General features: G+C 71.8%; 25 protein-coding genes. 3 read left to right on the top strand and 22 right to left on the bottom strand.

Annotated elements, in window-relative coordinates:
• Window positions 1-2: 2 nt before the first annotated feature.
• The 20 genes from ASE56_RS07890 to ASE56_RS07795 form a co-directional block, all read right to left on the bottom strand.
• Window positions 3-815, bottom strand: coding sequence for a flagellar motor protein MotB (locus ASE56_RS07890; RefSeq protein WP_082450350.1), 813 nt, complete (start codon window positions 813-815; stop codon window positions 3-5).
• Window positions 812-1,615 (bottom strand): motility protein A, encoded by an 804-nt coding sequence (locus ASE56_RS07885; RefSeq protein ID WP_056226996.1) that lies wholly within the window; start codon window positions 1,613-1,615, stop codon window positions 812-814. Before ASE56_RS07885 ends, ASE56_RS07890 begins: the two co-directional genes overlap by 4 nt.
• Before the next feature lies 1 nt (window position 1,616).
• Window positions 1,617-1,832, bottom strand: a complete 216-nt coding sequence (locus ASE56_RS07880) for a flagellar FlbD family protein (RefSeq protein WP_056226993.1) — start codon at window positions 1,830-1,832, stop codon at window positions 1,617-1,619.
• A gap of 100 nt (window positions 1,833-1,932) precedes the next feature.
• On the bottom strand, window positions 1,933-3,096 hold the full coding sequence (locus ASE56_RS07875; RefSeq protein WP_056226991.1) for a flagellar hook protein FlgE: 1,164 nt from the start codon (window positions 3,094-3,096) through the stop codon (window positions 1,933-1,935).
• 23 nt (window positions 3,097-3,119) lie between these two features.
• On the bottom strand, window positions 3,120-3,566 hold the full coding sequence (locus tag ASE56_RS07870; RefSeq protein WP_056226989.1) for a flagellar hook capping FlgD N-terminal domain-containing protein: 447 nt from the start codon (window positions 3,564-3,566) through the stop codon (window positions 3,120-3,122).
• A 12-nt stretch (window positions 3,567-3,578) separates the two neighbouring features.
• Window positions 3,579-5,033, bottom strand: a complete 1,455-nt coding sequence (locus ASE56_RS07865) for a flagellar hook-length control protein FliK (RefSeq protein ID WP_056226987.1) — start codon at window positions 5,031-5,033, stop codon at window positions 3,579-3,581.
• Window positions 5,030-5,455: a flagellar FliJ family protein gene (locus ASE56_RS07860; RefSeq protein ID WP_056226985.1), complete on the bottom strand. Its 426-nt coding sequence runs from the start codon at window positions 5,453-5,455 to the stop codon at window positions 5,030-5,032. Before ASE56_RS07860 ends, ASE56_RS07865 begins: the two co-directional genes overlap by 4 nt.
• A complete protein-coding gene (locus tag ASE56_RS07855; RefSeq protein WP_235556950.1) occupies window positions 5,452-6,774 on the bottom strand; it encodes a FliI/YscN family ATPase in 1,323 nt (440 codons plus the stop codon). The genes ASE56_RS07860 and ASE56_RS07855 overlap by 4 nt, the downstream gene beginning before the upstream one ends.
• Window positions 6,771-7,403: a FliH/SctL family protein gene (locus ASE56_RS07850; RefSeq protein ID WP_143017785.1), complete on the bottom strand. Its 633-nt coding sequence runs from the start codon at window positions 7,401-7,403 to the stop codon at window positions 6,771-6,773. Before ASE56_RS07850 ends, ASE56_RS07855 begins: the two co-directional genes overlap by 4 nt.
• A gap of 134 nt (window positions 7,404-7,537) precedes the next feature.
• Window positions 7,538-8,617: a flagellar motor switch protein FliG gene (gene fliG / locus ASE56_RS07845; RefSeq protein WP_082450349.1), complete on the bottom strand. Its 1,080-nt coding sequence runs from the start codon at window positions 8,615-8,617 to the stop codon at window positions 7,538-7,540.
• Window positions 8,614-10,239: a flagellar basal-body MS-ring/collar protein FliF gene (fliF, locus tag ASE56_RS07840; protein ID WP_327037361.1), complete on the bottom strand. Its 1,626-nt coding sequence runs from the start codon at window positions 10,237-10,239 to the stop codon at window positions 8,614-8,616. Before fliF ends, fliG begins: the two co-directional genes overlap by 4 nt.
• An 11-nt stretch (window positions 10,240-10,250) precedes the next feature.
• The gene (gene fliE, locus ASE56_RS07835) at window positions 10,251-10,571 is read right to left on the bottom strand and encodes a flagellar hook-basal body complex protein FliE (RefSeq protein WP_056226977.1); all 321 of its coding nucleotides are present in this window, start codon (window positions 10,569-10,571) and stop codon (window positions 10,251-10,253) included.
• Complete coding sequence (flgC, locus tag ASE56_RS07830; RefSeq protein ID WP_056226975.1) at window positions 10,571-10,963, bottom strand: flagellar basal body rod protein FlgC; 393 nt, start codon at window positions 10,961-10,963, stop codon at window positions 10,571-10,573. The genes fliE and flgC overlap by 1 nt, the downstream gene beginning before the upstream one ends.
• A complete protein-coding gene (locus ASE56_RS07825; RefSeq protein WP_056226973.1) occupies window positions 10,960-11,307 on the bottom strand; it encodes a flagellar basal body protein in 348 nt (115 codons plus the stop codon). Before ASE56_RS07825 ends, flgC begins: the two co-directional genes overlap by 4 nt.
• Before the next feature lie 164 nt (window positions 11,308-11,471).
• Window positions 11,472-11,747 carry a hypothetical protein gene (locus ASE56_RS07820; RefSeq protein WP_056226971.1) on the bottom strand — a complete coding sequence of 92 codons (276 nt, stop codon included), beginning with the start codon at window positions 11,745-11,747 and terminating at the stop codon, window positions 11,472-11,474.
• Window positions 11,748-11,754: 7 nt separating this feature from the next.
• A complete protein-coding gene (fliS, locus tag ASE56_RS07815; RefSeq protein ID WP_056226969.1) occupies window positions 11,755-12,141 on the bottom strand; it encodes a flagellar export chaperone FliS in 387 nt (128 codons plus the stop codon).
• Between the two features lie 21 nt (window positions 12,142-12,162).
• A complete protein-coding gene (fliD, locus tag ASE56_RS07810) occupies window positions 12,163-13,527 on the bottom strand; it encodes a flagellar filament capping protein FliD (RefSeq protein WP_056226953.1) in 1,365 nt (454 codons plus the stop codon).
• Window positions 13,528-13,628: 101 nt separating this feature from the next.
• Complete coding sequence (locus ASE56_RS07805; RefSeq protein ID WP_056226951.1) at window positions 13,629-14,456, bottom strand: flagellin; 828 nt, start codon at window positions 14,454-14,456, stop codon at window positions 13,629-13,631.
• A 145-nt stretch (window positions 14,457-14,601) separates the two neighbouring features.
• The gene (locus tag ASE56_RS07800) at window positions 14,602-15,474 is read right to left on the bottom strand and encodes a sigma-70 family RNA polymerase sigma factor (protein ID WP_143017784.1); all 873 of its coding nucleotides are present in this window, start codon (window positions 15,472-15,474) and stop codon (window positions 14,602-14,604) included.
• 131 nt (window positions 15,475-15,605) lie between these two features.
• Entirely contained in the window at window positions 15,606-16,340 is a 735-nt protein-coding gene (locus ASE56_RS07795; RefSeq protein ID WP_056226947.1) for a hypothetical protein, read from the bottom strand.
• Window positions 16,341-16,492: 152 nt separating this feature from the next.
• Between ASE56_RS07795 and ASE56_RS07790 the strand changes: the two genes are divergently transcribed.
• On the top strand, window positions 16,493-17,989 hold the full coding sequence (locus ASE56_RS07790; protein ID WP_200914136.1) for an MFS transporter: 1,497 nt from the start codon (window positions 16,493-16,495) through the stop codon (window positions 17,987-17,989).
• A gap of 55 nt (window positions 17,990-18,044) precedes the next feature.
• On the opposite strand, the gene ASE56_RS07785 is transcribed toward ASE56_RS07790, so the two are convergent.
• Window positions 18,045-18,815: an SDR family oxidoreductase gene (locus ASE56_RS07785; protein WP_200914134.1), complete on the bottom strand. Its 771-nt coding sequence runs from the start codon at window positions 18,813-18,815 to the stop codon at window positions 18,045-18,047.
• Between the two features lie 147 nt (window positions 18,816-18,962).
• Here ASE56_RS07785 and ASE56_RS07780 point away from each other — a divergent pair, with 147 nt between their 5' ends.
• Window positions 18,963-20,285: a bifunctional o-acetylhomoserine/o-acetylserine sulfhydrylase gene (locus ASE56_RS07780; RefSeq protein ID WP_056226943.1), complete on the top strand. Its 1,323-nt coding sequence runs from the start codon at window positions 18,963-18,965 to the stop codon at window positions 20,283-20,285.
• 136 nt (window positions 20,286-20,421) lie between these two features.
• Here ASE56_RS07780 and ASE56_RS07775 read toward each other — a convergent pair whose 3' ends face one another.
• Window positions 20,422-21,120 carry an SDR family NAD(P)-dependent oxidoreductase gene (locus ASE56_RS07775; RefSeq protein WP_056226941.1) on the bottom strand — a complete coding sequence of 233 codons (699 nt, stop codon included), beginning with the start codon at window positions 21,118-21,120 and terminating at the stop codon, window positions 20,422-20,424.
• A gap of 116 nt (window positions 21,121-21,236) precedes the next feature.
• Between ASE56_RS07775 and ASE56_RS07770 the strand changes: the two genes are divergently transcribed.
• On the top strand, window positions 21,237-22,442 hold the full coding sequence (locus tag ASE56_RS07770; protein WP_056226939.1) for a homoserine O-acetyltransferase: 1,206 nt from the start codon (window positions 21,237-21,239) through the stop codon (window positions 22,440-22,442).
• The last annotated feature ends 64 nt before the right edge of the window (window positions 22,443-22,506 follow it).

The following is a 22,506-nucleotide window of genomic DNA, read 5'->3' as shown; positions in this document are numbered from 1 at the left end:
CGTCAGCCCCGCGGAGCGGTCTGGACGAGACCGGGGATGAGGGCACGCACCTTCTCTTCCTCGGTGGACTGCACGACGATGTCGACGCGGCGGTTCGCGGCGAGATCCTCGGCGGTGTCCCCCTCGACGAGCGGACGCTGATCGGAGTAGCCGACGGCCTGCACGCGGGAGCCGGTGATGCCCTCGTGCTCGACGAGGAAGCGGGCGACCTTGGTGGCGCGTCCGCTGCTGAGCTCCCAGTTGCTCTCGTACGGCGCGACGGCCGCTCGATGGTCGGCGTGCCCTTCGATGCTGAGGGGGTTGCCGGCGGGGGCGAGCACGTCGCCGATGGCGTCGAGGACGGCGTCCGCCTTCGCCGAGAGGTCGGTGCGATTGTCGGTGAAGAAGGTCTCGGCGCCGACGAGGCCGACCTTCAGTCCCCGCTCGTCGATGACGAAGTCGACCGTGTCGGCCAGGCCCTGGGCGGCCAGCACCGAGGTGATCTGCGCCTTCATCTGCTCGAGGGTGTCCACCTCGCGGGCGGCCCGCATCGCGACGTCCTCGACGCCGTGCTCGACGAGGAGTTCCGGCGGGATCACCAGCCCCTCGGTGAAATCGCCGCCGCCCTCGGTCTGGGATTGCCCGAAGGCTTCGGCGAGACCGTTCTTGAGCTGCTCGTACTTGGTGTCGTCGACGATCGACACCGCGTACAGCACGATGAACAGGCACATCAGCACGGTCACCATGTCGGAGTACGACACCGCCCAGCGCTCGTCGGGCTCGTCGTGGTCGTCCTCGTCATGCCTCCGGGTGCGCGCACGGCGGCTGGTGCTCACTCGGCATCCCCCGTCGCGGCGGCCTTCTCGGGCCGGGACTCCTTTTTCTTCTTGGGCTTGTAGGTGGTGAGGGCCAGCAGCCGCTCCTCGACGAGACGCGGGGCCCCACCGGCCTGGATGGCGAGGATGCCCTCGCACACGAGCGTCATGCGCTCCTGCTCGACGGCGGCCATGCGGTTCAATCGCCCCGCGATGGGGTTCCAGATGAAGTTGGCCGAGAGCAGGCCCCAGAGGGTCGCGACGAACGCCGCCGCGATCATGTGGCCGAGCTCGTCGGGTTTGTTGAGGTTCTCGAGCACGTGCGTGAGCGAGACCACCGTTCCGACGATGCCGATGGTGGGGGCGTACCCGCCCAGGGCCGAGAAGAAGCGGGCGGCCACGCGATTGCGCGCGGACTCGGCGACGATCTCGTCGTCCATCAGCGTCCGCAGGTCTTCGGCGTCGACGCCGTCGGCAACCGCCTGCAGCGCGCGGCGCGTGTAATCGTCGGGGGCGGAGTCGAGCTCGTCCTCGAGGCGCAGCAAGCCCTCGGTCCGCGCCTTCTCGGCGTACGCGACGAGGATCGGGATGACGGCGGCGGGCGCGGATCGAGGACCGCGCACCATCCGGCCGAGCGAGCCGAACGCCGCGATGGCGTCGCGCAGGGTGTGGCTGGCGATGCCGACGCCGATGGTCGAGCCGAGCACGAGGATCATCGGCGCCGGCAGCAGGAGCGCGCTCAGGTGGGCGCCCTCCATCGTGATCATGGCGTACAGCGCGCCGAAGGCCACCACGACCCCGACGACGAAAGCGATGTCCACGTCAGAGCTCCGAGCGTGCCGAGAGGGCGGATGCCGCGGCGAGGACGCGCGCGCGGTAGGCGACGATGAGGTCGACGAGGTCGTCGAGGCTCTCCTCGACGTTGTACACGCGACCGTCGACCATGTGCAGGGTCGTGTCGGGCGACTCGTGCACCCGCTCGATCAAATCCGGGTTCACCGCGAATCGCGTGTGGTCGAGACGGGTGAGGGTGATCATCGAGGGGTCTCCGGTCGATGGGTGAGGGGACGCCCCCGACTATCGCGACGCGGCCCACCGCGGGTAACTCGGGTGGGCCGCGTCGTCGGGCGCCGTGGGGTCAGCGCTTGAGGTTGGTGAGTTCCTGCAGCACTTCGTCGCTCGTCGTGATGATGCGGGCGCTCGCCTGGAAGCCGCGCTGGGCGACGATGAGGTTGGTGAACTCCTGCGACAGGTCGACGTTGCTCATCTCGAGCGAGCCCGAGACGAGCTTGCCGAAGCCGGCCTGTCCGGCCTCGCCGATCTGGGCGCCGCCGCTGTTGACGGTGGCGCGGAAGGCCGTGCCCCCGACCTTCTCGAGACCCTCCGCATTGGCGAAGGTGACCATCGCGACCTTCGCCAGAGTCTCGGTGCGGCCGTTCGAGAAGGTTCCGACGATCGAGCCGTCCCCGGTGATGGAGTACGACTGCAGGGTGCCGGCAGCGGCACCGTCCTGCGAGGTGATCGCGACCGTGCTCATGTCGGCGAAGCCGGTGACCGTGGAGAGGTCGACCTCGATGTCGCCGGCGTTCAGGGTGAGCCCCGTGGGCTGGCGGCCGTCGACGAAGGCGAGAGTGCCGGTGGCGCCGCTCGCGGGCTCGGTGACGTCCCACCCCGTCGCGGTGCGGGTGAAGGTGAGGCTGAGCGAGGTGGTGGCCCCCTGGGCGTCGTGCACCGCGATGTCGCGGACGATCTTGTCGCCCACGGCGGCGGACGAGGGGAGGTTGCCCGTCACCGTCGCCGCTGTCGTCTCGCGGGCCGGCGAGACCGCCCCCTGCGGGAGCGAGATGTTGCCCGCCGCCTGCCCGGTGGCCACGACGCCGTTCTGGGCGGTCCATCCCTGCACGAACGACCCGTCGGCCGTGACCATGTTGCCGGCGCCGTCGAAGCCGAAGCCTCCGGCCCGCGTGTAGAGGGTCTCCCCGCCCGAGCGCACGGCGAAGAAGCCGTCGCCCTGGATCATCAGGTCGCCCCCGCGTCCGGTGGTCTGCGCCGCGCCCTGACTGAAGTTGGTGCGGATGCCGGCGACCTGCACGCCGAGCCCGACCTGGGCGGGGTTGCGACCGCCGGTGTCGGCGCCGGGGATCGCGGCCCCGCCGACCGCCTGCGACAGCGTGTCCTGGAAGAGCACCGACGCGCCCTTGAAGCCGGCGGTGTTGACGTTGGCGATGTTGTTGCCCGTGGCGTCGAGCATGGTCTGGTGCGCGCGGAGTCCGGAGATGCCGGACGAGAGGGAACGGAGCATGGAGGTCTCTTTCGTGGGGGTGGTCAGGCGGACGTGCGGGTGGGTGCGGTGGCGAGGGAGGTGATCTCGTCGAGGGCGACGGTCGCGTCGCCGATGGTGACCTGCGGGATCGGGCCGTCGAAGCTCACCGTGGTCACGATCCCCGTGACGGCGGCACCCTTGGCGTCGAGGTAGCCGGCCTGCTGGCCGATGAGGGTCGAGGCGGCCTGGCGCATGTCGAGGGCGAAGGCCTCGGTGGAGGTGCGGCTCATCGCCGTGAGCTGCTCCATCATGGCCAGTTGAGTGGTCTGCGAGATCATCTGGTTGGTGTCCATCGGGGTGGATGGGTCCTGGTTCGTCAGCTGGGTGACGAGGAGCTTCATGAACACCTCGCTGTCGAGGGCCTTCTTCGGTGCACTCGCGGCCGCCGTGGCAGTCGCGGTGTTCGCCGGGATCGGGGCGGGTGCGCCGGCGATGGGGGTGACGGGCATGCGGGGGTCCTCTCAGACGACGATGTCGAGCCCGCCGCCGGTCAGGGCGACGGAGGGCGCGGACAGGGGACGGGTGCTCGCGCGGGCGGGTGCGGACGACCCGGCGGCGTCGGGCCGGGGCTCGCGTCCACGCCCGGGCTGATCGGCGAGGGAGCCGCCGCCACCGGGGGCGCCGCGGTCCCCTGCGCCGGTGTCGGCGATGGGGCCGGATCCGACGCTCAGGTGGGCGTGCGGCAGGACGCTCGCGAGGTCGCGGCGCAGGTCGGCGATCATGACGCGCAGCGCGTCTCGGCCGGCCTCGGTCGCTCCGGCGAGGTCGATGCGCACCTCTCCCCCCGAGCCGATGTGCGCGCGGACGGTCACGGGCCCAGTGGAGTCGGGACTGACCGTCAGGGTGATCTGGTGGACGCCCGGGGTGCGCTGAGCGATGTGCACGACGGCGGGCGCGACCTGCGCGGCGATCGAGCGCTGGGTCACCGTCGCGGCGGCGGCTTCGACCGGAGGGGACGGTGCGAGGGGGATGGATGCCGGCACGGGGGCCGCCGCGGCGACCCCGGTCGTGGCGACGGTCGGCGGAGTCGACGGCGCGTGTTCCGTCGGCTGCGAGGCAGGGGCGATCGCGGCGGGGAGGGCGGCACCGGCCGGGGAGGCATCGTTCGGGGAGGCGTCGTCCGGGCTGGAAGCGGCGGGTCTTCCCGAGCCCGCGGTAGGGGTCTCGGGAACGGCCGGGACGGTGGCGGGAGCGGGAGCGGAGATCGCGGGGGCCGTGCCCGGGGTCGGTGCGGGAGCGGCCGGGGCCCCACCCGTCGGCGAGGCGACGGGGGCCGCCCCGGCCGCAGCGGGGCGAACCGCTGCGGGAGCGACGGCCGCGGCGCTGCGATCGGCCGCGCGCTCGTCGAGGGGAGGCAGAAGCGACGCGGCGTCGTCGTGGGCCCCGGGCGCCGGACCGGCGCTCGCCAGGACGGCGGTCGCGGTCACGGGTATCGTTGGCGCATCCGCCGCGGTGGGGCTCAGCGGCGCACCGGCCGCGGCACCGAGGGCGACCGTCTCCCCCGCCGTGCCGGCCCAGGCCGTCTCCGGCGGGGAAGTCAGCGCCAGAGCGTCCGGCGCGTCGGCCGCGGCTCGCGGTCCCCCGCTCCCCGGCGTCGTCGGCGGCACCGGGAAGGGCATCAGCGTCATCGCCACGGGCGCGGGGGTCCCGGCATCCGGTCCCTCCGACGAGGACTCGTCACCGGGAGCCGGATCGTCCCCGCCCGAAACGGACGCCTCGGCGGAGAGCCCCTCCACGGCGATCTGGCCGCTCCCGGAGGTCGGCGCGGCGGCGGGATCGCCGTCACTCGCGGCCAGCGCACGGGCGGCGTCCGAGAGCGCGTCGCCGAAACGCGCGCCGGTCGCCGGATCGCCCGTCGCGCGCGCCGCCCGCGCCGGCGCGGTGGCTGTCGCCCCGGCGATGAGGGGAACGCTCACGCCGCACTCCCCTCATCGCGCGCGGCGCGAACCACGGCCATCTCGTCGAGGGCGCTCTGCTCGGCCCGGCGCTCCCGCGCGAGCTCGCTCTCGAGATGCGCGTCCTCGAGGCGCTCGAGCCCCTTGAGCTCACGGCGCGCCTCCACGTGCGCGGCCGAGGCGGCCTCCGCGGCATCGCGGCGCAGGCGGGCCAACGTCCGCAGGTCGGCGAGCGCCGCCTGCCCCGACGAGCGCGCGGCGGCCAGAGCGAGAAGCGTCGCGGCGTCGTCGATCGCCGTGGTGATCTCGCTCAGGCTCGACACCGCCTGCTCGACCGCCGTCTCCGCGGCGGCGGCCTCGGAACGGGCGAGGGACGACGACTCGGCGGCGGCGCGCTCCTGGACCTCGCGCACACGCAGCAGGCCGGAAAGGGGGAACGTCATGACAGTCCTCCGAAGGTGGTCGTCAGGGCGGCCAAGCGCCGCCAGGAGTCGTCGGTCGCGGTCAGATCGTCCATGCGCTGGGTGAGGAACCCGTCGATCGCGCCCCGGTGCGCGAGAGCGGCGTCGACGAGGGGGTTCGCCCCCGCCTTGTACGCCCCGATGTCGATGAGGTCGTCGGCCTGTCGACGGGCGGCGAGCACGCGCCGCAGGACGATCGCGGTCTCGCGCTGCTCGGACGTCGTCACCTTCGAGACGACGCGCGACACCGAGCCCAGCACGTCGATCGCGGGGAAATGCCCGCGTACGGCGAGAGCGCGGTCGAGCACCACGTGCCCGTCCAGGATGCCGCGCGCGGCGTCGGCGACGGGTTCGTTGTGGTCGTCGCCGTCGACGAGCACCGTGTACAGGCCCGTGATCGATCCGACGCTGCCGGTGCCCGCGCGCTCCAGCAGCCCCGCCAGGACCGAGAAGGTCGAGGGCGGGTACCCGCGGGTCGCGGGCGGCTCCCCCGCCGACAATCCGATCTCGCGCTGCGCCATCGCGACACGGGTGAGCGAGTCCATCATCAGCACCACGTCGAGGCCGTCGTCGCGGAACTGCTCCGCGATGCGGGTCGCGACGAACGCCGAGCGAAGACGCGCCATCGCCGGCTGATCCGACGTGGCCACCACGACCACCGCGCGAGCGAGGCCCTCGGGCCCGAGATCGTCCTCGAGGAACTCGCGGACCTCGCGTCCGCGCTCCCCCACGAGGGCGATCACGGTCGCATCGGCGGTCGAGCCGCGCGCGATCATCGACAGGAGCGACGACTTGCCGACGCCCGAACCCGCGAACAGCCCGAGGCGCTGCCCCACACCGACGGGGGTCATCGTGTCGAGCGCACGGACTCCCAGCCCGAGCTGCCGATCGATGCGCTGCCGCCCGATGACACTGGGAGCCGAGTTGGCCAGCGAGACGAGGGAGGCGTCGACGAGCGGACCGCGGCCGTCGATGGGACGACCGAGGCCGTCCAGGACACGCCCCAGCAGTGCGCGTCCGGTCGGCACTCTCAGTGCCGCGCCCGAGTGCCGCACGGGAGCTCCCACGCGGATGCCCGACATCGGGCCCATGGGCATGCAGCGCACGGCATCGCCGTCGACGGCCACCACCTCGGCATCGATCTCTCGAGCGCCCGAGGTCTCGATGCGCACGCGATCGCCGACGGCGGCGGGAACCCCGAGCGCCTCGATGCCGAGGCCCACCACGGCCTTCACGACGCCGGAGCGCTGCGGCCGCGTCGCGGCGAGCGCGCGCTCCCAGCGGCTGCGCGGGGCGCTCACGGCGATGCCTCGGCGTTCTCGTCGATCGAGAGGGCCTCGCGCGCGCGCTCCAGCGCGGCGGCGATGCGGGTGTCGACGCTTCCGTGCGCGATCCGCACGACCGCTCCCCCGGGGTCGACGTCCGCCCCCACCTCGACCTCGACGCCCTCCGGAAGGGACGGGTCCGTGACCGTGTTGAGCGTGCGCAGGTCGCGCTCGTTGAGGTGCACGCGCACCCAGGCCGACCGAGGTGTCTGCGCCGCGGCCCGGCGCACGGCGTGCACGGCCGAGCGGGCGGCATCCGACATCTCCGCACCGAGGATCTCGGCGGCCATCTCGACCGCGAGTTCCTCGATGCGTCGCAGATCGGATGCCACGATCGCGGCGATCCCGTCCTCGAGACGGGCCCGCGCCCCGCCCAGCGCCGACAGCGCCGCCCGGTGGGCATCCTGCGCCGCGGCCTCGCGCGCGGCGAATCGCTCATCGGCCTCGAGACGCTCGCGTTCGAGTTCGGCCCGCGCGTCGCGGCGCCCCTCGGCGAAGCCGTCGGCGTAGCCCCGCGCACGCGCCCTGTCGGCGACGGTCCGGGCGTCGGTTCGAACCTCGCCCACGCGCGGCAGCACCAGCGGCGTGAAGACGGACTCGGACACGGCGGTCACCCTGCGGTTGTGGCGAAGCCGATCCGTGGCCAAGTCGACGAGCGATCCGTGCTCTTCCCGGACTATCGCGACGCGACGGCGTCGCGGTAACCGACCGCCACCGGGGAGGACGATCGGGGTACCGGTCACTCGATGAGCTCGTCGTCGTCCTCGCGCGAGAGGGTGATCTCTTCGGCGGCTTCGAGTTCGCGGATGACGCGGACGACCTCGGCGCGCGCCTCGTCGACCTGTCGCATGCGGACGGGCCCCAGCGCTCGCGTCTCCTCCTCGAGGTTCTCGCGGTTGCGCTCGGTCATGTTGCGGCGGATCACCTCGCGGATCTGCTCGTCGGCGCCCTTCAACGCGAGGGCGAGGACCCGCAGGTCGATCCCGCGCAGCACGCGTTGGGCGTCGCGGTCCTCGAGTCGCGCGATGTCGGCGAAGGTCAGCATGCGACTGCGCACCTCTTCGGCGAGCACGCGATCGCGGTCGTCGAGCCCGGCGAGCAGCGCCTTCTCGAGGGCGGTGTCGGATCGGTTGATGATGTCGACCAGCGGTTGGACGCCGCCGATGGCCTCGTGCGCCTCGCGCATGCCGAACACGCCCGTGCGCGCGCGCAGCGATTCGGCGACGACGGTGATCGCCTCCTGCGAGGCGACGCCGAGCTCCGCGATCGCCTGGGCGACGTCGGTGCGCAGGGGATCCTGCAGAGCGGCCAGCACGGCCGCCGCCCGGTCGGCCCGCAGGTTCGCCAGCACCACGGCGACGGTGGTCGGCATCTCGCCGTCGAGGATCGTGGCCAGCTGCGTCGGATCGGCGGCGTTGAGGAAGTCGAACGACACCACCCCCTGCGACAGGACGCGACCGACCATTCCCACGGCCTTCTCGCGGCCGAACGCCGTCTCGAGCAGTCCCGTGGCGAACTGCTCGCCCCCGCGGCTCATGAGCGATCTGCCCGAGGCGATGCGGCGGAAGTCGGCGAGGGCGTCCGCGGTCGCGGCCGTGTCGACGCTGCCCAGCTGGGCGAGCTCGCCCGCCAACAGCTCGGCGCGTGCCTCGCCGAGGTGGCGCAGCACCTCGGCGCTGGTCTCGCGATCCATGTTGAGCATGACGATCGCGGCTTTCCGCAGCCCCGAGAGGGGGGTGCGGGCGACGGCGAGCACCTCGGTCACGGCGGTGGGCGCGACCTCGGCGACCGCTTCGGGGCGGGAGTCGAGCAGGCTCATACCATCGCCTCATCCATCATGTTGGCGAGCGCCTTCGCGGCGTTCTGCGGGTCGCTCTTGGCCAACTGCTCGACCTCGCGTCGACGCTGCTCGACCAAGACCTGCGGGGCTTCGGGCTCTTCCTCGATGTCGAGGAGTGTGGGGAGGACCTTGGTCGGCGGGACGGCGGGGAGGACGATCGGCTCGGCGAGGCCCTTGAGGGTCTTGAGCTTCTGCTCCTCGGTCTCGGTCATCGACGCGAAGTACTCGATGGGCCCGTCCTCGGTGTACAGCGTGCGGCGCTTCATCCGCCGCCGCACCAGCAGGGCGACGACGACGATGACGGCGGCCAGCACGATCGACCCGCCGATGATGGCGGTGCGCACGATCTCCGACTGCACCTGCGCGGCCTTCTCGTCCTCCGCAGCCTGGAGGGCTGCGGCCGCGGCCGCGGCGGCGCTCTGGCTGAAGTCGACGAACTCCACGGTCACCGTGTCGCCGCGCGCGGTGTTGATGCCGGCGGCGTTGGAGACGAGGGCCTGAACCTGTTCGGCGGTCACCCCCTGCACCGAGCCGCGGTCGAGCGCGATGCTGACGGTCTGACGGGTGACTTCTCCGGCCGGGGTGATCGTCTTCTCGGTCGTCTTGTTGACGGCGTTGTTCCGCGTGGATTCCTCGGACTCGAACGACCCCGAACCGCCGGCGTCGGGCACGGCGATGTTGTCGGGGCCGAGGATCCCGGTTCCCCCCGCCTGTCCGCCGGTCGAGGTCTGCGTGCGGGTCTGCTCGTTCGTCATCACGCCGCCCTCGGGCGCGGTGTACGTCTCGTCCATGCGCTCGGAGGTCGAGTTGGCGACGTCGGCGCTGACGCTGACGGTGGCGTTGCCGGGTCCCACGATGGTCTCGAGCATCTTGGTCACCGATCCCGCGACCTTGGCCTCGTGATCGGAGGCCTGCGTGCTGGCGGAGCCGGTGAGGCCCTGTCCCACGGCGGCGAGGACGCGCCCCGACTGGTCGGTCACCGCGACGTCCTCGGGCGTCATCCCCGGGATGGAGGCACTGGTCAGATGCACGATCGCGGCGATCTGGTCGTCGTCGAGACTCGACCCGCCCTGGGTTTTGAGGAAGACGGATGCCGTGGGGTGCTGCTTGTCGGCGACGAACACGCTCTGCTCGGGAATGGCCAATTGCACGGAGGCCGCGGTGACCCCCGACATCGCGCCGATCGTCGCCGCGAGCTCGCCTTCGATCGCGCGCTTGTAGGTCACCGACTGCTGGAATTCGCTCGCCGTCACCCCCATCTTGTCGAGGAGGGTGTAGCCGCCGGTGTTGTCGGTGGGCAGGCCTGCGGCCGCGGCCGCCAGTCGCTGCGGGTAGACCTGCGCGTCGGGGACGAGGACCGTCGCTCCGCCCTCGGTCAGTTCGTAGGCGACCCCCGCCGACTTCAACTGCTCGACGACGGCGGACGCGTCGCTCGGGCTGAGGCCGGTGAACAGCGGACTCATCTGCGGTTTCGCGAGCCAGCTGCTCAGCGCGATGACGCCCATGACGAGCAGGGCGGCACCGATCACGGCGATCGTGCGCTGGGCGACGGTGAAGCCGGCGACGATTCCCTTGAGACGCTCGAACGAGTTCGTGAGCACGCGCGGCACGGTCAGGCCTGCATCCGCATGACGTCGTTAAACGCGGCGACGCCGCGATCTCGGACGGCGACCATGAGGTCGAGCGTGACGCCGGCGCGCGCCGAGGCCAGCGTGGCCTTGTGGATGTCGTCGAGGTCTCCGGTGACGGCCTGCACGGCGAGCTCGTTCGAGGTCGACTGCAGGGTCTGCAGGTTCTCGACCGCGGAGGCGAGCGAGGTCGCGAACGACGCTCCGCCGACGCCGGCCGAAGCCGGGGCGGCGGTCTGCTCGAAGCTCAACGGGCTCAGGGGCGTCACGCCCACCGCCGCGGTCGGGTCGATGGCAAGGCTCATCAGCTTCGTCCGATCTGCAGGGCCGCTTCGTAGCTGGTCTTGGCGCGGTCGATGACGGCGGCGTTCGCCTGGTAGCCGCGCTGGGCGAGGATCAGCATGCTCATCTGGTCGCCGAGGTCGACGTTCGGGTACTGGACGTAGCCGTTCTCGTCGGCGTAGGGGTGCTCGGGTTCGTAGACGAGGCGCCCTTCCGCCGTGGAGTCGCGCACGCCCGTGACGTAGACGCCGGGTGTCCGGCTCCCCTCGGCCACGGTGACGTACTTCTCGCGGAACATGTCCTGGCCCGCGGGGGTGGCGGTGTTGACGTTGGCGATGTTGTCGCTGATGGCGTCCAACCACTTGCGGTGGGCCGACAGGCCCGTCCCCGCGATGCCGATCGCGTCGAAACTCATGCGGAGGCCTGCCCGATCGCCTTGGTGATGGATGCCGCTTGGCCGCTGAGCGCTTGGGCGGCGAACTGGTAGCGCAGCACCGTGTCGATGTTCGACATCGTCTCGGTGTCGAGGTTGACGTTGTTGCCGTTGAGGCGGGTGGGCTCCAGCGATCGCTGCACGATCGCCTCGACGCGTCCGGAGCCCTGCTCGACGGCGCTCTTGAGCCGGTCCTCGAACGACACGCGCTTGGCGTGGTAGTCGGGGGTGTTGACGTTCGAGATGTTCTCGGCGATCGCGCGCTGCCGGATCGACAGCGCGTCGAGGGCGCTGGACAGCGCGGTTGAGGTGACGGATTCGAGCACGCGGCACTCCGGTCGAAAGCGAGCCGATCCGTGGCCAGGCGATGAGCGATCCGTGCTCGGCCCCGACTATCGCGACGCGGACGCCCCGGCGTAACCGCGAGCGTCGGATGCGGAGGGATGCCGTCCCGCCCCGCCACGGCCCTGTCAGGCGCGGAGCGACCCGGTCACCCGCGCACGTCGAGGTAGACGGGTCCGCTCGTCTGCGTCGGGGGGATCCGCCGGAGGGTCGCGAGCTCGCGCGCGACCTCGGCGCGGGCGATGCCGAGCGCTTCGATCTCGCGGAGTTGCCGCTCGAGGATCGCGCGCGCGCGAGCGACGAGGTGCTCGGGCGGAGGACCGGCGGGGCGCGCGAAGGCCTCGGGGACGTACTCGTCGCCGCTGTCGAGGGCGCGCTCGAAGGTGTCGAGGAGTGCGGCCCAGGCCGCGGCGTCGTCGGTCACGAGGGGGTCACGAGACCGTGAGGGCGGCGGCCGCGGCGTGCCAGGCGTCGCGGAGCGGGGCGATCAGGGTCGCGCACTCCTCGGTCGCCGCTTCGTCCCGGCCGACGTTGGCCACGATGAGGCGGCCCGTGATGTAGGTGTAGAGCCCGCGCAGCCCGTCCGACCCGTCCCAGTTCGCGTCGAGCGAGCCGCTGAGTTCGGCGATGATCGCCTGGGCGTGCGTAAGGTACGTGCCGGCCGAGGGCCAGTCACCGGCGGACTGGGCGACGCGCGCGCGTTCGACGTCGACGAGCAGCCGGTCGTACAGCATGGTGACCAGACGCTCGGGGGTCGCGGACGAGACCTGCTGCTCGAGGTATTCCTGCTGCGCACGGGCGAGGGTGGTGACGGGCATCGTTCTGTCTCCTGTTCGCGGTTACTTCGACGACGGGGTGAGGGCGGCCAGCTGCGAGGTGAGCCACGACGACTGCGACTGCAGTCCCGATAGGCGCACCTCCATCGCGGAGTACGTGCGCTCGAGCGTGGCGCGCCGCATGTCGAGCCGGAGGTCCATGCGCTCCACCTGCTGCTGCAGCGTCTTGACCTCCGTCTGCTGACCGGTGATCCGCTGCGTCAGCAGGCCGTCGTACTTGTCGGAGTACTGCGCGGTGGCCGCCTGGACGCGATCCGAGACGGCGGAGAAGACCGCCTGCGTGCGGGCGGGATCGGCCGTCATCGCCGCGGTGAAGGCGTCCTGGTCGAAGGTGAGCGTCCCGGCCTTGTCGACGCGGATGCCGATCGTCGACGGCGAGATCCCGTCGACGGGGCTCTGCACGGCGCCGGCGAGCGCGCCGCGAAGGGCGCGCACCGTGCTGTCGCCGGTGAACACGCCCAGAGTCGTCGCGGCGCCCGGGGCGGCGACGGTGGCTTTGGACCCGTTGTCGATGCGGGTCAGCAGGGCCGCGATGTCCTTGACGAACGCGGCCGCGGTGTCGGATTGGGCCTTCGGGTCGGCGGCGACCGTGATCGTCACCGGCTGCGCCGACACGGCGCGCACGGTGACGTCGATGCCCTCGCCGATCCCCGTGAAGGTGTTGGTCGAGCTGGTGACCTTCTGCTCGGCGGCGGTCCCCGCGAACAGGCGGATGACGGCGTCGGTCCCCTGTGCGACGATCGCGGCGCCCGCCTCGGTCGCGACGTCGGGTCCGGTTCCGGCGGCGACGTCGGCGGCGCTGCCGCGGTGCAGGGTGAAGGCGGCATCCGCCCCCGTCGTGCTCGCGGTGATCTGCACGCGCGACAGCGGCTGGCCGTCGGCCCCTCGGCCGCCCGGCACCACGGTGGCGATGACGCCCGCGCCCGCGGCGTTGATCGCGGCGACCAGATCGCCCGGCGCGCTGCCGGTCGGCGAGATCTCGGTCGCCGTGCCGTCGGCGGCGACGAGCGTGAACGGTCCGCCGAAGGCGTCGGCTGCGCCGGGAGCGGTCACGACGGCGTGGGCCACGGCGAGGGTGTCGACCACGACGGCGGTCGAGAACACGCGGGCCTTGTCGCCGGCCGTGACGGTGACGGCGTCGGCCGAGCTCGTCGACGTGAAGCGCGCGAGCGAGGTCGCCGATGCCGCGGTCTTCGCCTTGTCGGCCAGGCTCTGCAGCGAGGTGTTCAACGACTGCAGATTGCTGATGATGGTGGTGCGGTCGGTGATCTTGTTCGTCACCAGGGTCTTGGGGATCGCCGCGACGCTCATCAGCGCGTCGATGACCTCTTTGGTCTTCAGACCGGATGCCAGACCGTCGATGTTCATGGTGTCTTTCGTCTTCCGTCTGTGCAGCGATCCCGGGTGAAGCGACGCCCGGGCGAGAGGAATCCCCCGCCCGGGCGTCGCCGGCGCGTCAGCGCTGCGGATCAGCGCAGGAGCTGCAGGACGCCCTGGCCCGACTGGTTGGCCTGGGCGAGCATCGCGGTGCCCGCCTGAGCCAGGATGTTCGAGGCCGTGTACTTGACCATCTCGGCCGCCATGTCGGTGTCGACGATGCGGCTCTTCGCGGCGGACAGGTTCTCGGCCGAGACCTGCAGCGAGTTGATGGTCGACTCGAAGCGGTTCTGCGCCGCACCGATTCCGGCGCGGGCGGTCGACACGTTCGTGATCTGGGTGTCGATGGCCGCGATGGACGTCGCCGCGTTCGCCGCCGTGTCCACCGTCAGTGCCCCGACCGTCGCACCGAGGGTGCTGAAGTCCGTGAGCGTGACCGAGATCTGGTCCTCGGCGGCGACGGCACCCGCGCCGACCTGGAAGGTCAAGGCGGCGTTGTCACCGTTGAGGAGCTTGATTCCGTTGAAGTTGGTGCTCTCGGCGACGCGCGTCAGCTCCTCGCCCAGGGTGTCGATCTCCGTCTTGATCGCGTCGCGCGACGCGGGGTTGTTGGAGTCGTTACCCGCCTGCACCGCGAGATCGCGCACGCGCTGCAGGATCGAGTGGACCTGAGTCAGGGCGCCTTCCGCGGTCTGGATGACCGAGATGCCGTCCTGGGCGTTGCGCGCGGCAACGTTCAAGCCGTTGACCTGCGAGCGCAGGCCCTCGGAGATGGCGAGCCCGGCGGCGTCGTCGGCCGCACGGTTGATGCGCTGACCGCTCGAGAGCTTCTCGAGCGACTTCGACACGTCGTTCTGGTTGACCGACAGGTTGCGGTACGCGTTGAGAGCACCGACGTTGGTTGCGATCTGAAGACCCATGTTGTTCCTCCGTGGATGGGGTGTTCGAAGCGGGGCCGTCCGTGGCCCCGCACCCCCCACCATCGCGACGGGGCGGGCCGGGCGTAACCGAGCTGTGCGAAGAACTCCGCGGGGCCGCCCGCTCGGCGGCATCCGGTCGGTCGGATCAGGCCGGCAGCGCCAGTCCCGCCAGCTCCGCGCTCGACGACGCGGCCCCCTGCAGGGCCCGGCCCGACGGCACCGGCGCGGAGCCGAAGACGCCGTCGAAGAAGGCGGCCTTCGTGGCCGTCGAGCGATCCGGCGTCGTGCCGTTCTCCCACGCGTCGAGGGCCTCGCGCATGAGTCCGAGACCGATCCGTCGAAGCTTCGAGACGTAGGCGTGGCTGACCGCGAGATCCGCGGCGACGTCCTTGACCATCCGCTCGTCGAGGTAGACCCCGCGGATGACCTGGCGCATCTGGTCGGGCAGGGCGTTGACGATGCGCTCGAGCATGCGCTGCTTCTCGGCCTGCTCGACGGCGTGCTCGGGCAGGATGACGCTGTCGGTGAGGTCGGCGACCTGCCGGGAGTCGTCGTTCTCGAACTGCACCTCGAAGCTCGTCCCGGTGCGGACCATCTCGTCGAGGACCCGCATCTTCTCCACGACCTCGGCGTCGAGGCCCGATTCGGCGGCCAGCTCCGCCACGCTCGCGGCCCGACCGGTTCGCACCCGCACGAGCTCGTCGGCGACGCGCACCCGCTCGATCTTCTCGCGACTGCGCTCGCCCGCCGGGTCGGCGGCGCGCATCTCGTTGAGGATCGCCCACGTGATCTTCGTGCGCGCGTACGCGCCGAACGGGATGCCGCGTGCGGGCTCGTACTCCATCGACGCGGTGGCCAGGCCCAGGTACGCCGCCGAGAGGAGATCGTCGAGATCGACGTGCTGCGCGCTGCGCGCCTTCTCGACGGCGAGGTACTTCGCCAGGGGCAGGTTCTCCCGGGCGAGACGCTCCGGCGACATCGGGGTCTCGGACTCACGGGGGGCAGTGACGCTGCTCAACACGGGGCCTCCTGCTTTTTGCTCGTTTACAAGCAGAAACTAACACACTCCGGAACCGCTCCCCGCCCCGGGTCCCGGCCCCGGGGTTCAGGCCGACGCGGGACGTCGCCGTCGGGTCGCGGCGAGCGCGCTCAGGACCGCGCCATCACCCGGAGATCCACGACGGTCACGGGCGCCTCGCCGATCGGCAGGGTCGCGAGACGGGGGTTCCAGATGACGAGCGGAGCCCCCGCGTCGACGTGACACTGGTCCTCCGCCAATCCCGAGCGCGCGCGGAGGCCGTGCCGGTTCAGAAGGCGCGAGAAGCGCTCCCGCTCGTTCCATCGCCAACCGCGCACCGGACTCACGAGCACCCCCGCCTGCACGCGTGGGAACGACGGGTGGGCGAACGCGCGCGCATCGCGATGGAACTGCTCGAACGCCGCGTCGCACCCTTCCTCCTCGAGGGCCCGGGTGACGCGACGCACGTCGTGGTCGAGGCGCACGAGGGCGGCACGCGTCCCCACGCGCATGGTGGCCGCGAGCGTCAGGACGAGCCGGGAGTACGGCCCGAGCGTGCTCACGCGGCCCCAGGCCACGCCGCGATGCGGGATCATCCCGTGCGCGCGCAGCCAGCGGTCGAACACCGCGTCGGCGTGCGACTCCGATCGACCACCCCCGAGGAGGCGGGACTCGTCGGCCAAGCGCGCGGAGACCATCCGAGCGCGTAAGGTCGGTGCCGGGGAGCCGGGGTCGGCGAACTCGCGCAGGGCATCGGCGGTCGCCAGCTCGTTGAGCCGGGCGAACCGAGCCACCATCTCTGCGGCGGTCATGCCGGAGCGCAATCCCGCTCCGTCCACCGCCACGGCCCGCGCGTCCCACCCCATTCGCGCCAGCTCCTTTTTTGCACGTTTACGAGTGAACGTAGCACGCTTCATGACGGCTGCCGCGCCGCGACGGCGAGAGGCGCCCCGCACGCTCTCCGCGGCGCATCCCCCCGCGTCGTCGACCCCGGTGCCCGCGGTGTTACTCTCACGCCATGTCGCGCGTCTCCGGCGCGGTCGCACGGGTGCGCACCTCCGCGCTCGGGGTGACCGCGGGTCTCATCGGCTGGTTCGTCCTCGTGGAGCTGGCCAGTGGCATCCTCCAGGGTTTCTACATCCCCCTGTTCCCCGAGATCGTCACGCACCTCGGGATCCGCGACGCCGACATCAACTGGTTCGAAGCGGCCCAGCTCCTCGTGTCGGCCCTGGTCCTCCCCGTCCTCGCCAAGCTCGGCGACATGTTCGGGCACAAGCGCATCCTGCTGCTCTCGGCGATCGCCACCGCTCTCGCGAGCTGGGCGCTGGTGTTCGCCGACTCGTTCGCGACCTTCCTCGTGGCGTGGGCGTTCCAGGGGTTCTACGTCGTCTGGCTGCCTCTCGAGATCGCCCTGATCTTCGACCGCGGACGTCGCCAGCAGCGCGGAGTGTCCCAGACGCGCCGTGCCGCCGGACTCCTCGTCGTCGGCCTGCAATTCGGCGGCATCCTCGGCGCCCTCGCCGCCGGTCGCTTCTTCGCCGCGAGCGGGGGCGACCTCCCGCTCTCTCTGGCGATCCCGGCCGTCGTGGTGACCCTCATCAGCGTCGCGATCTGGCTCGGGGTGCCCGAGTCCGAGCGCTCGAGCGAGCCGCGCCGTCTCGACGTCGGCGGCTTCGTCATCCTCGCCGGTGCTCTGCTGTTCATCACCGGGGCGCTGTCGTTCGTGCGCCTGCCGGCGGGCCCGGGCCCCCTCGTCATCGGCGGCCTCCTCGTGGTCGGTGTGATCCTCGGCGCGCTCTTCGTGCGCTACGAGCTACGCCAACCCGATCCGGCCATCGACATCCGCATGCTCCGGCGTCCCGAGATGTGGCCCGTGCAGGCCACCGCCTTCCTCGTCGGGATCAGCCTGCTCGGGGCTCAGGGGCCGCTCGTCACCTACATCGGCACCGACCCCGCCCTCGGCTACGGCCTGGGCCTCGACGCGACGCAGCGCTCGAACGTGGTCGGCGCCTACCTGCTCTCGCTCATCGTCGGCGCCGTCCTCTTCGCCGTCACCTCGCGTCGCGCGAGCCCGCGCGTCATGCTCATCGGGGCCGCGGCTCTCGTCGGTGTCGGGTACGCCCTCCTCCTCCCCCTGCACGACCAGCTGTGGCAGGTGCTGCTGAGCCTCGGCATCGCGGGTCTCGGCGCGGGCGCCCTGGTCGCGGCGATGCCCGCCGCCGCCGCGGCGGCGGCTCCGCGCGGACAGACGGGCGTCGCCTCGGCGATGACCAACACGACCAAGACGATGGGCGGCACCATGTCGTCCGCGATCTTCGGCGTGGTGCTGGCCGGCGGTGCGGGAGCCGCGATCGGAACCGCCGCACCGTTCGCCGGCTACGTCACCGTGTGGATCATCTGCAGCGCGGGCGGCCTGCTCGCCGCCGTGCTGCTGTTCTTCGTCCCGAAGGTCGCGTTCTCCGACGCGGCGGAGGTCGAGGTCGCCGCCACCGCGGCGCGCGGAGAGGTGGGCTGACCCCGCTACCGGGCTGCCTTCCGCCGCTGTCGACCGCGGCGCGGTCGCCCCCGGGTCAGCGCGTCGTCAGGGGCCCGCGCGCAAGCAGGTGCTGCGCGGACTGGGCCACGGGACGCAGGGTGACCAGGTCGAGGTTCACGTGACCGGGGGCGTCGAGGGCGTACGCGATGACGTCGGCGACGTCGTCGGCCAGGAGCGGCGCCTCGACACCCTCGTACAACTTGTCGGCGGCTTCCTGATTTCCGCCCAGGCGGTTGAGACTGAACTCCTCGGTGCGCACCATGCCCGGGGCGATCTCGATGACGCGCAGGGGTTCGCCGTTGAGCTCCTGACGCAGAGCGTGCACGAGCATCGCCTCGCCCGCCTTGGCCGCGTTGTACCCGCCGCCGCCCGGGTAGGCCGTCTGTGCGGCGGTCGAGGTGACGAAGAGCAGGTCGGCGTGGCCGCCGGCGTCGGCGGCCGAGCGCAGGAGAGGCAGAAGGGATGCCACGAGCCGCTGCCCCGAGAGCACGTTCGCCTCGAACATCCAGCGCCAGTCCTCGGGGTCGCCGTCTTCGACGCGGTCGCTGCCGCGCGCGCCTCCGGCGACGTGCACGAGCGCGTCGAGTCCGCCGGTCTCGCGCAGCCAGGTCGACAGCCCGGCGACGTCGGCGGCGTCGGTCAGGTCGGCCGCGTGCGCGACGACCCCGGTCTCGGCCTCGAGGGCCGCGAGGCGGTCCGCGCGACGGGCGACGCCCACGACCTCCCACCCGCGCGAGCGCAAGAGGCGCGCCGTCGCCTCTCCGATACCCGAACTGGCCCCGGTCACCACTGCGCGTCGTGTCATGGCATCCACGCTATCGGTCCCCTCCGACACCGGACCGCGGCGCGGTGTTACGGCCCGTGTCCCCATCGGTTGTCGGTGTCGGAGGCTGTCCCTACGCTCGCAACAGGCCACGGCGACCGCCCGGCCTCCAGAAGCTGAGGAGCAGTCATGTCGGTACCCGAGAACTGGCGTTTCGAGACCAAGCAGATCCACACCGGCGCACAGCCCGACCCGGTGACCAAGGCCCGCGCCACCCCGATCTACCAGACCACCTCGTACGTGTTCGACAACGCCGACCACGCCGCGAACCTGTTCGCGCTGGCCGAGTTCGGCAACATCTACACGCGCATCCAGAACCCCACGCAAGACGTCGTCGAGCAGCGCGTCGCGGGCCTCGAGGGCGGCACCGGCGCCCTCCTCGTCGCCAGCGGACAGGCAGCCGAGACCTTCGCCGTCCTCAACATCGCGCAGGCGGGCGACCACATCGTCTCGTCGAGCTCGATCTACGGCGGCACGTACAACCTCTTCAAGTACACCCTCGCCAAGCTCGGCATCGAGACGACCTTCGTCGAGAACCAGGACGACCCCGAAGAGTGGCGCGCGGCGGTGCGTCCGAACACCAAGCTGTTCTTCGCCGAGACCATCGGCAACCCCAAGATCAACGTGCTCGACATCCGCTCCGTCGCCGACATCGCCCACGACGCCGGGGTGCCGCTCATCGTCGACAACACGATCGCGACCCCGTACCTCATCCGCCCCTTCGAGCACGGCGCCGACATCATCGTCCACTCGGCGACCAAGTTCCTCGGCGGGCACGGCACCACGATCGGCGGCGTCATCGTCGACGGCGGAACCTTCCCCTGGTCCGAGAACTCCGAGCGCTTCCCGGGCCTGACGACCCCCGACCCCTCGTACCACGGCGCGGTCTACACGCAGGCGGTCGGCGACGGCCTCGCCTACATCATCAAGGCGCGCGTACAGCTGCTGCGCGACCTCGGAGCCTCGATCTCGCCGCAGAGCGCGTGGCAGCTCATCCAGGGCATCGAGACCCTGTCGCTGCGCATCGAGCGCCACGTGCAGAACGCGCAGGAGATCGCGGAGTGGCTCGAGTCGCACCCCGACGTCGCGACCGTCAACTACTCCGGTCTGCCGACCTCGCCCTGGTACGCCGCGGCCAACAACTACGCCCCCAAGGGCGTCGGCGCGGTGCTGTCGTTCGAGCTGAAGGGCGGCGTCGAAGCGGGCCGCGAGTTCGTCAACTCGCTGAGCCTGTTCAGCCACCTCGCCAACATCGGCGACGTGCGCTCGCTGGTCATCCACCCGGCGTCCACCACCCACTCGCAGCTCACGCCCGAGCAGCAGCTCACCGCCGGCGTAACCCCGGGCCTGGTGCGCCTGTCGGTGGGGCTCGAGAACATCGACGACCTCAAGGCCGACCTCGACGAGGCCCTCGCCGCCGCGCGTCGCCTGTCCGAGGCCGCCCGCGCCTGACCCGCACGCGCCGAACGCCCCGCCCCGGGCTCCCCGGGTCGGGGCGTTCGCGCGTGTACCGACGCGCGTGAGGGGTCGGAATGTGTCGCCCGGCCGCGTGCGAGGCGACCAGAACCGACCCCTCACGCGGCGGGGGTCACACCTTCTGCCGCGGCCGCAGGCTTCCCAGGCCCCCGTCGACGCCCAGCACCTGGCCGGTCATCCACGCGTTCTCGGGCGCGAGCAGGAACTCCACGGCGCGCGCGACGTCGTCGGGCTCGCCGAGGCGACCGAGCGGGTGCATCGCCTCTGACACCTTGCGCGACATGTCGCTCGAGGTGAGCTTCTCGGTCAGCCGCGTCTGCACGAGGCCCGGGGCCACGGCGTTCACGCGCAGTCCGTGCGCGGCATAGCTCGCGGCGGCCGAGAGCGTCAGACCGATAACCCCGGCCTTCGCTGCGGCGATCCCGTCGTGGTTCGGCAGCCCCGCGAGGGCCGCCGCCGACGAGACCAGCACGACCGCTCCCCCGTCGCGCATGTGGGATCCTGCGGCGCGGACGGCGGCGAACGCCGTGGTCAGCGAGGCGGCGATGAGCTCGTCGTACTGCTCGCGCGAGGTCAGGTGCGCAGGCTTGAGCAGCATCGAGCCCGCGAACACCGCGATGCCGTCGAGATCGCCCGCCTCGCCGACGACGCGGTCCACGGCGTCGAAGTCGGTGGCATCCAGGGTGAAGTCGGGTTCGATCCGCGAGGAGTCCCGCGCGGTGGTCACGACGCGGTGTCCCGCGTCCTGCAGTCGTTTCGCCGTCGCCTGACCGATGTCGCTCGAGGCCGCGATGAGGAGGAAGTTCGCCATGCCCGGATCATGACGACCCCACCCGGGAGGGAACGGGTTCTTGACACGCACCGTCGCCGTGGTCCGCGACCGTAACAGTCCGGTCGACCCCTCCGACACCGGAGAGAATGGATGCCATGGACTGGCAGATCTCCGAAGACACGGTGCCCTCGGCCCCGGTGACGGAGGCCGACGCCCGGTCCCTCCTCGGCCGCCCTCCCGCCACCGGCGCCTGGCGCGACGGCGACCCGGTCGGCGACCGCCGCTTCGCCGCGTTCGGGGCGTTCGAGACCGAGAGCGGCGAGTCCCTCCCGGCGTTCCGCCTCGCCTTCGAGACGTGGGGCGAGCTCTCCCCCGCGGGCGACAACGCGGTCCTCATCCTGCACGCCCTCACCGGCGACAGCCACGTGCGCGGCGCGGCCGGGCCCGGCCATCCCACGGCCGGGTGGTGGAGCGACCTCGTCGGCCCCGGCGCCGCGATCGACACCGACCGCTTCTTCGTGGTCGCCCCGAACATGCTGGGCGGATGCCAGGGCTCGACCGGCCCCGCGAGCATCGCGCCCGACGGGTACGAATGGGCCTCGCGTTTTCCGTACCTGACGATCCGCGACCAGGTCGCGGCGCAGGCCCTGCTCGCCGATCGCCTCGGCATCGGCAGCTGGTACGCCGTGGTCGGCGGCTCGATGGGCGGCATGCACGCGATCGAATGGGCCGTCGGTCACCCCGACCGTGTGGAGCGTGCCGCGATCCTCTCGGCCCCGCCGATCACGACGGCCGACCAGATCGCGCTGAACTCCGTGCAGATGGACACCGTGAGGGTCGACCCCCGCTTCGCGGGCGGCGAGTACTACGACGCGGGCGACGGCGACGGCCCGCACCGCGGTCTCGCGCTCGCCCGCCGCATGGCCCTTCTCAATTACCGCAGCCCCACCGAGCTCAATTCGCGCTTCCAGCGGTCGTGGCAGTCGGGGGTCAGCCCCCTGGGCCGCGGCGGACGCTTCGCGGTGGAGTCGTACCTCGACTTCCACGGCAACAAGTTCACCCGCCGCTTCGACGCGAACAGCTACCTGACCCTGGTCGAGGCGATGAACTCGCACGACGTCGGCCGCGACCGCGATGGCGTCGAAGACGCCCTCGGCCGCGTCACCGCGACCACGCTGGTACTCGGGATCGACAGCGACCGCCTGTTCCCCATCGACGGCCAGCACCGCATCGCCCGCGGGGTCCCGCGCACGCTCGACGGAGACAGCGCGGTCGTGCTCTCGAGCGACTTCGGCCACGACGGCTTCCTCATCGAGACCGCCGCGGTCGCCGCGCACCTGCGCCGCCTGCTCGCGAGCTGAGCATTCCCGGATGCCGTGAGCCCGCGGCATCCGCGATTTCGGTCGACCCACGAGCGCGCTCGCG

This window comes from Microbacterium sp. Leaf203 (assembly GCF_001421275.1).
GTDB lineage: Bacteria > Actinomycetota > Actinomycetes > Actinomycetales > Microbacteriaceae > Microbacterium > Microbacterium testaceum_A.
This window is presented reverse-complemented; position numbering and strand designations above follow the sequence as displayed.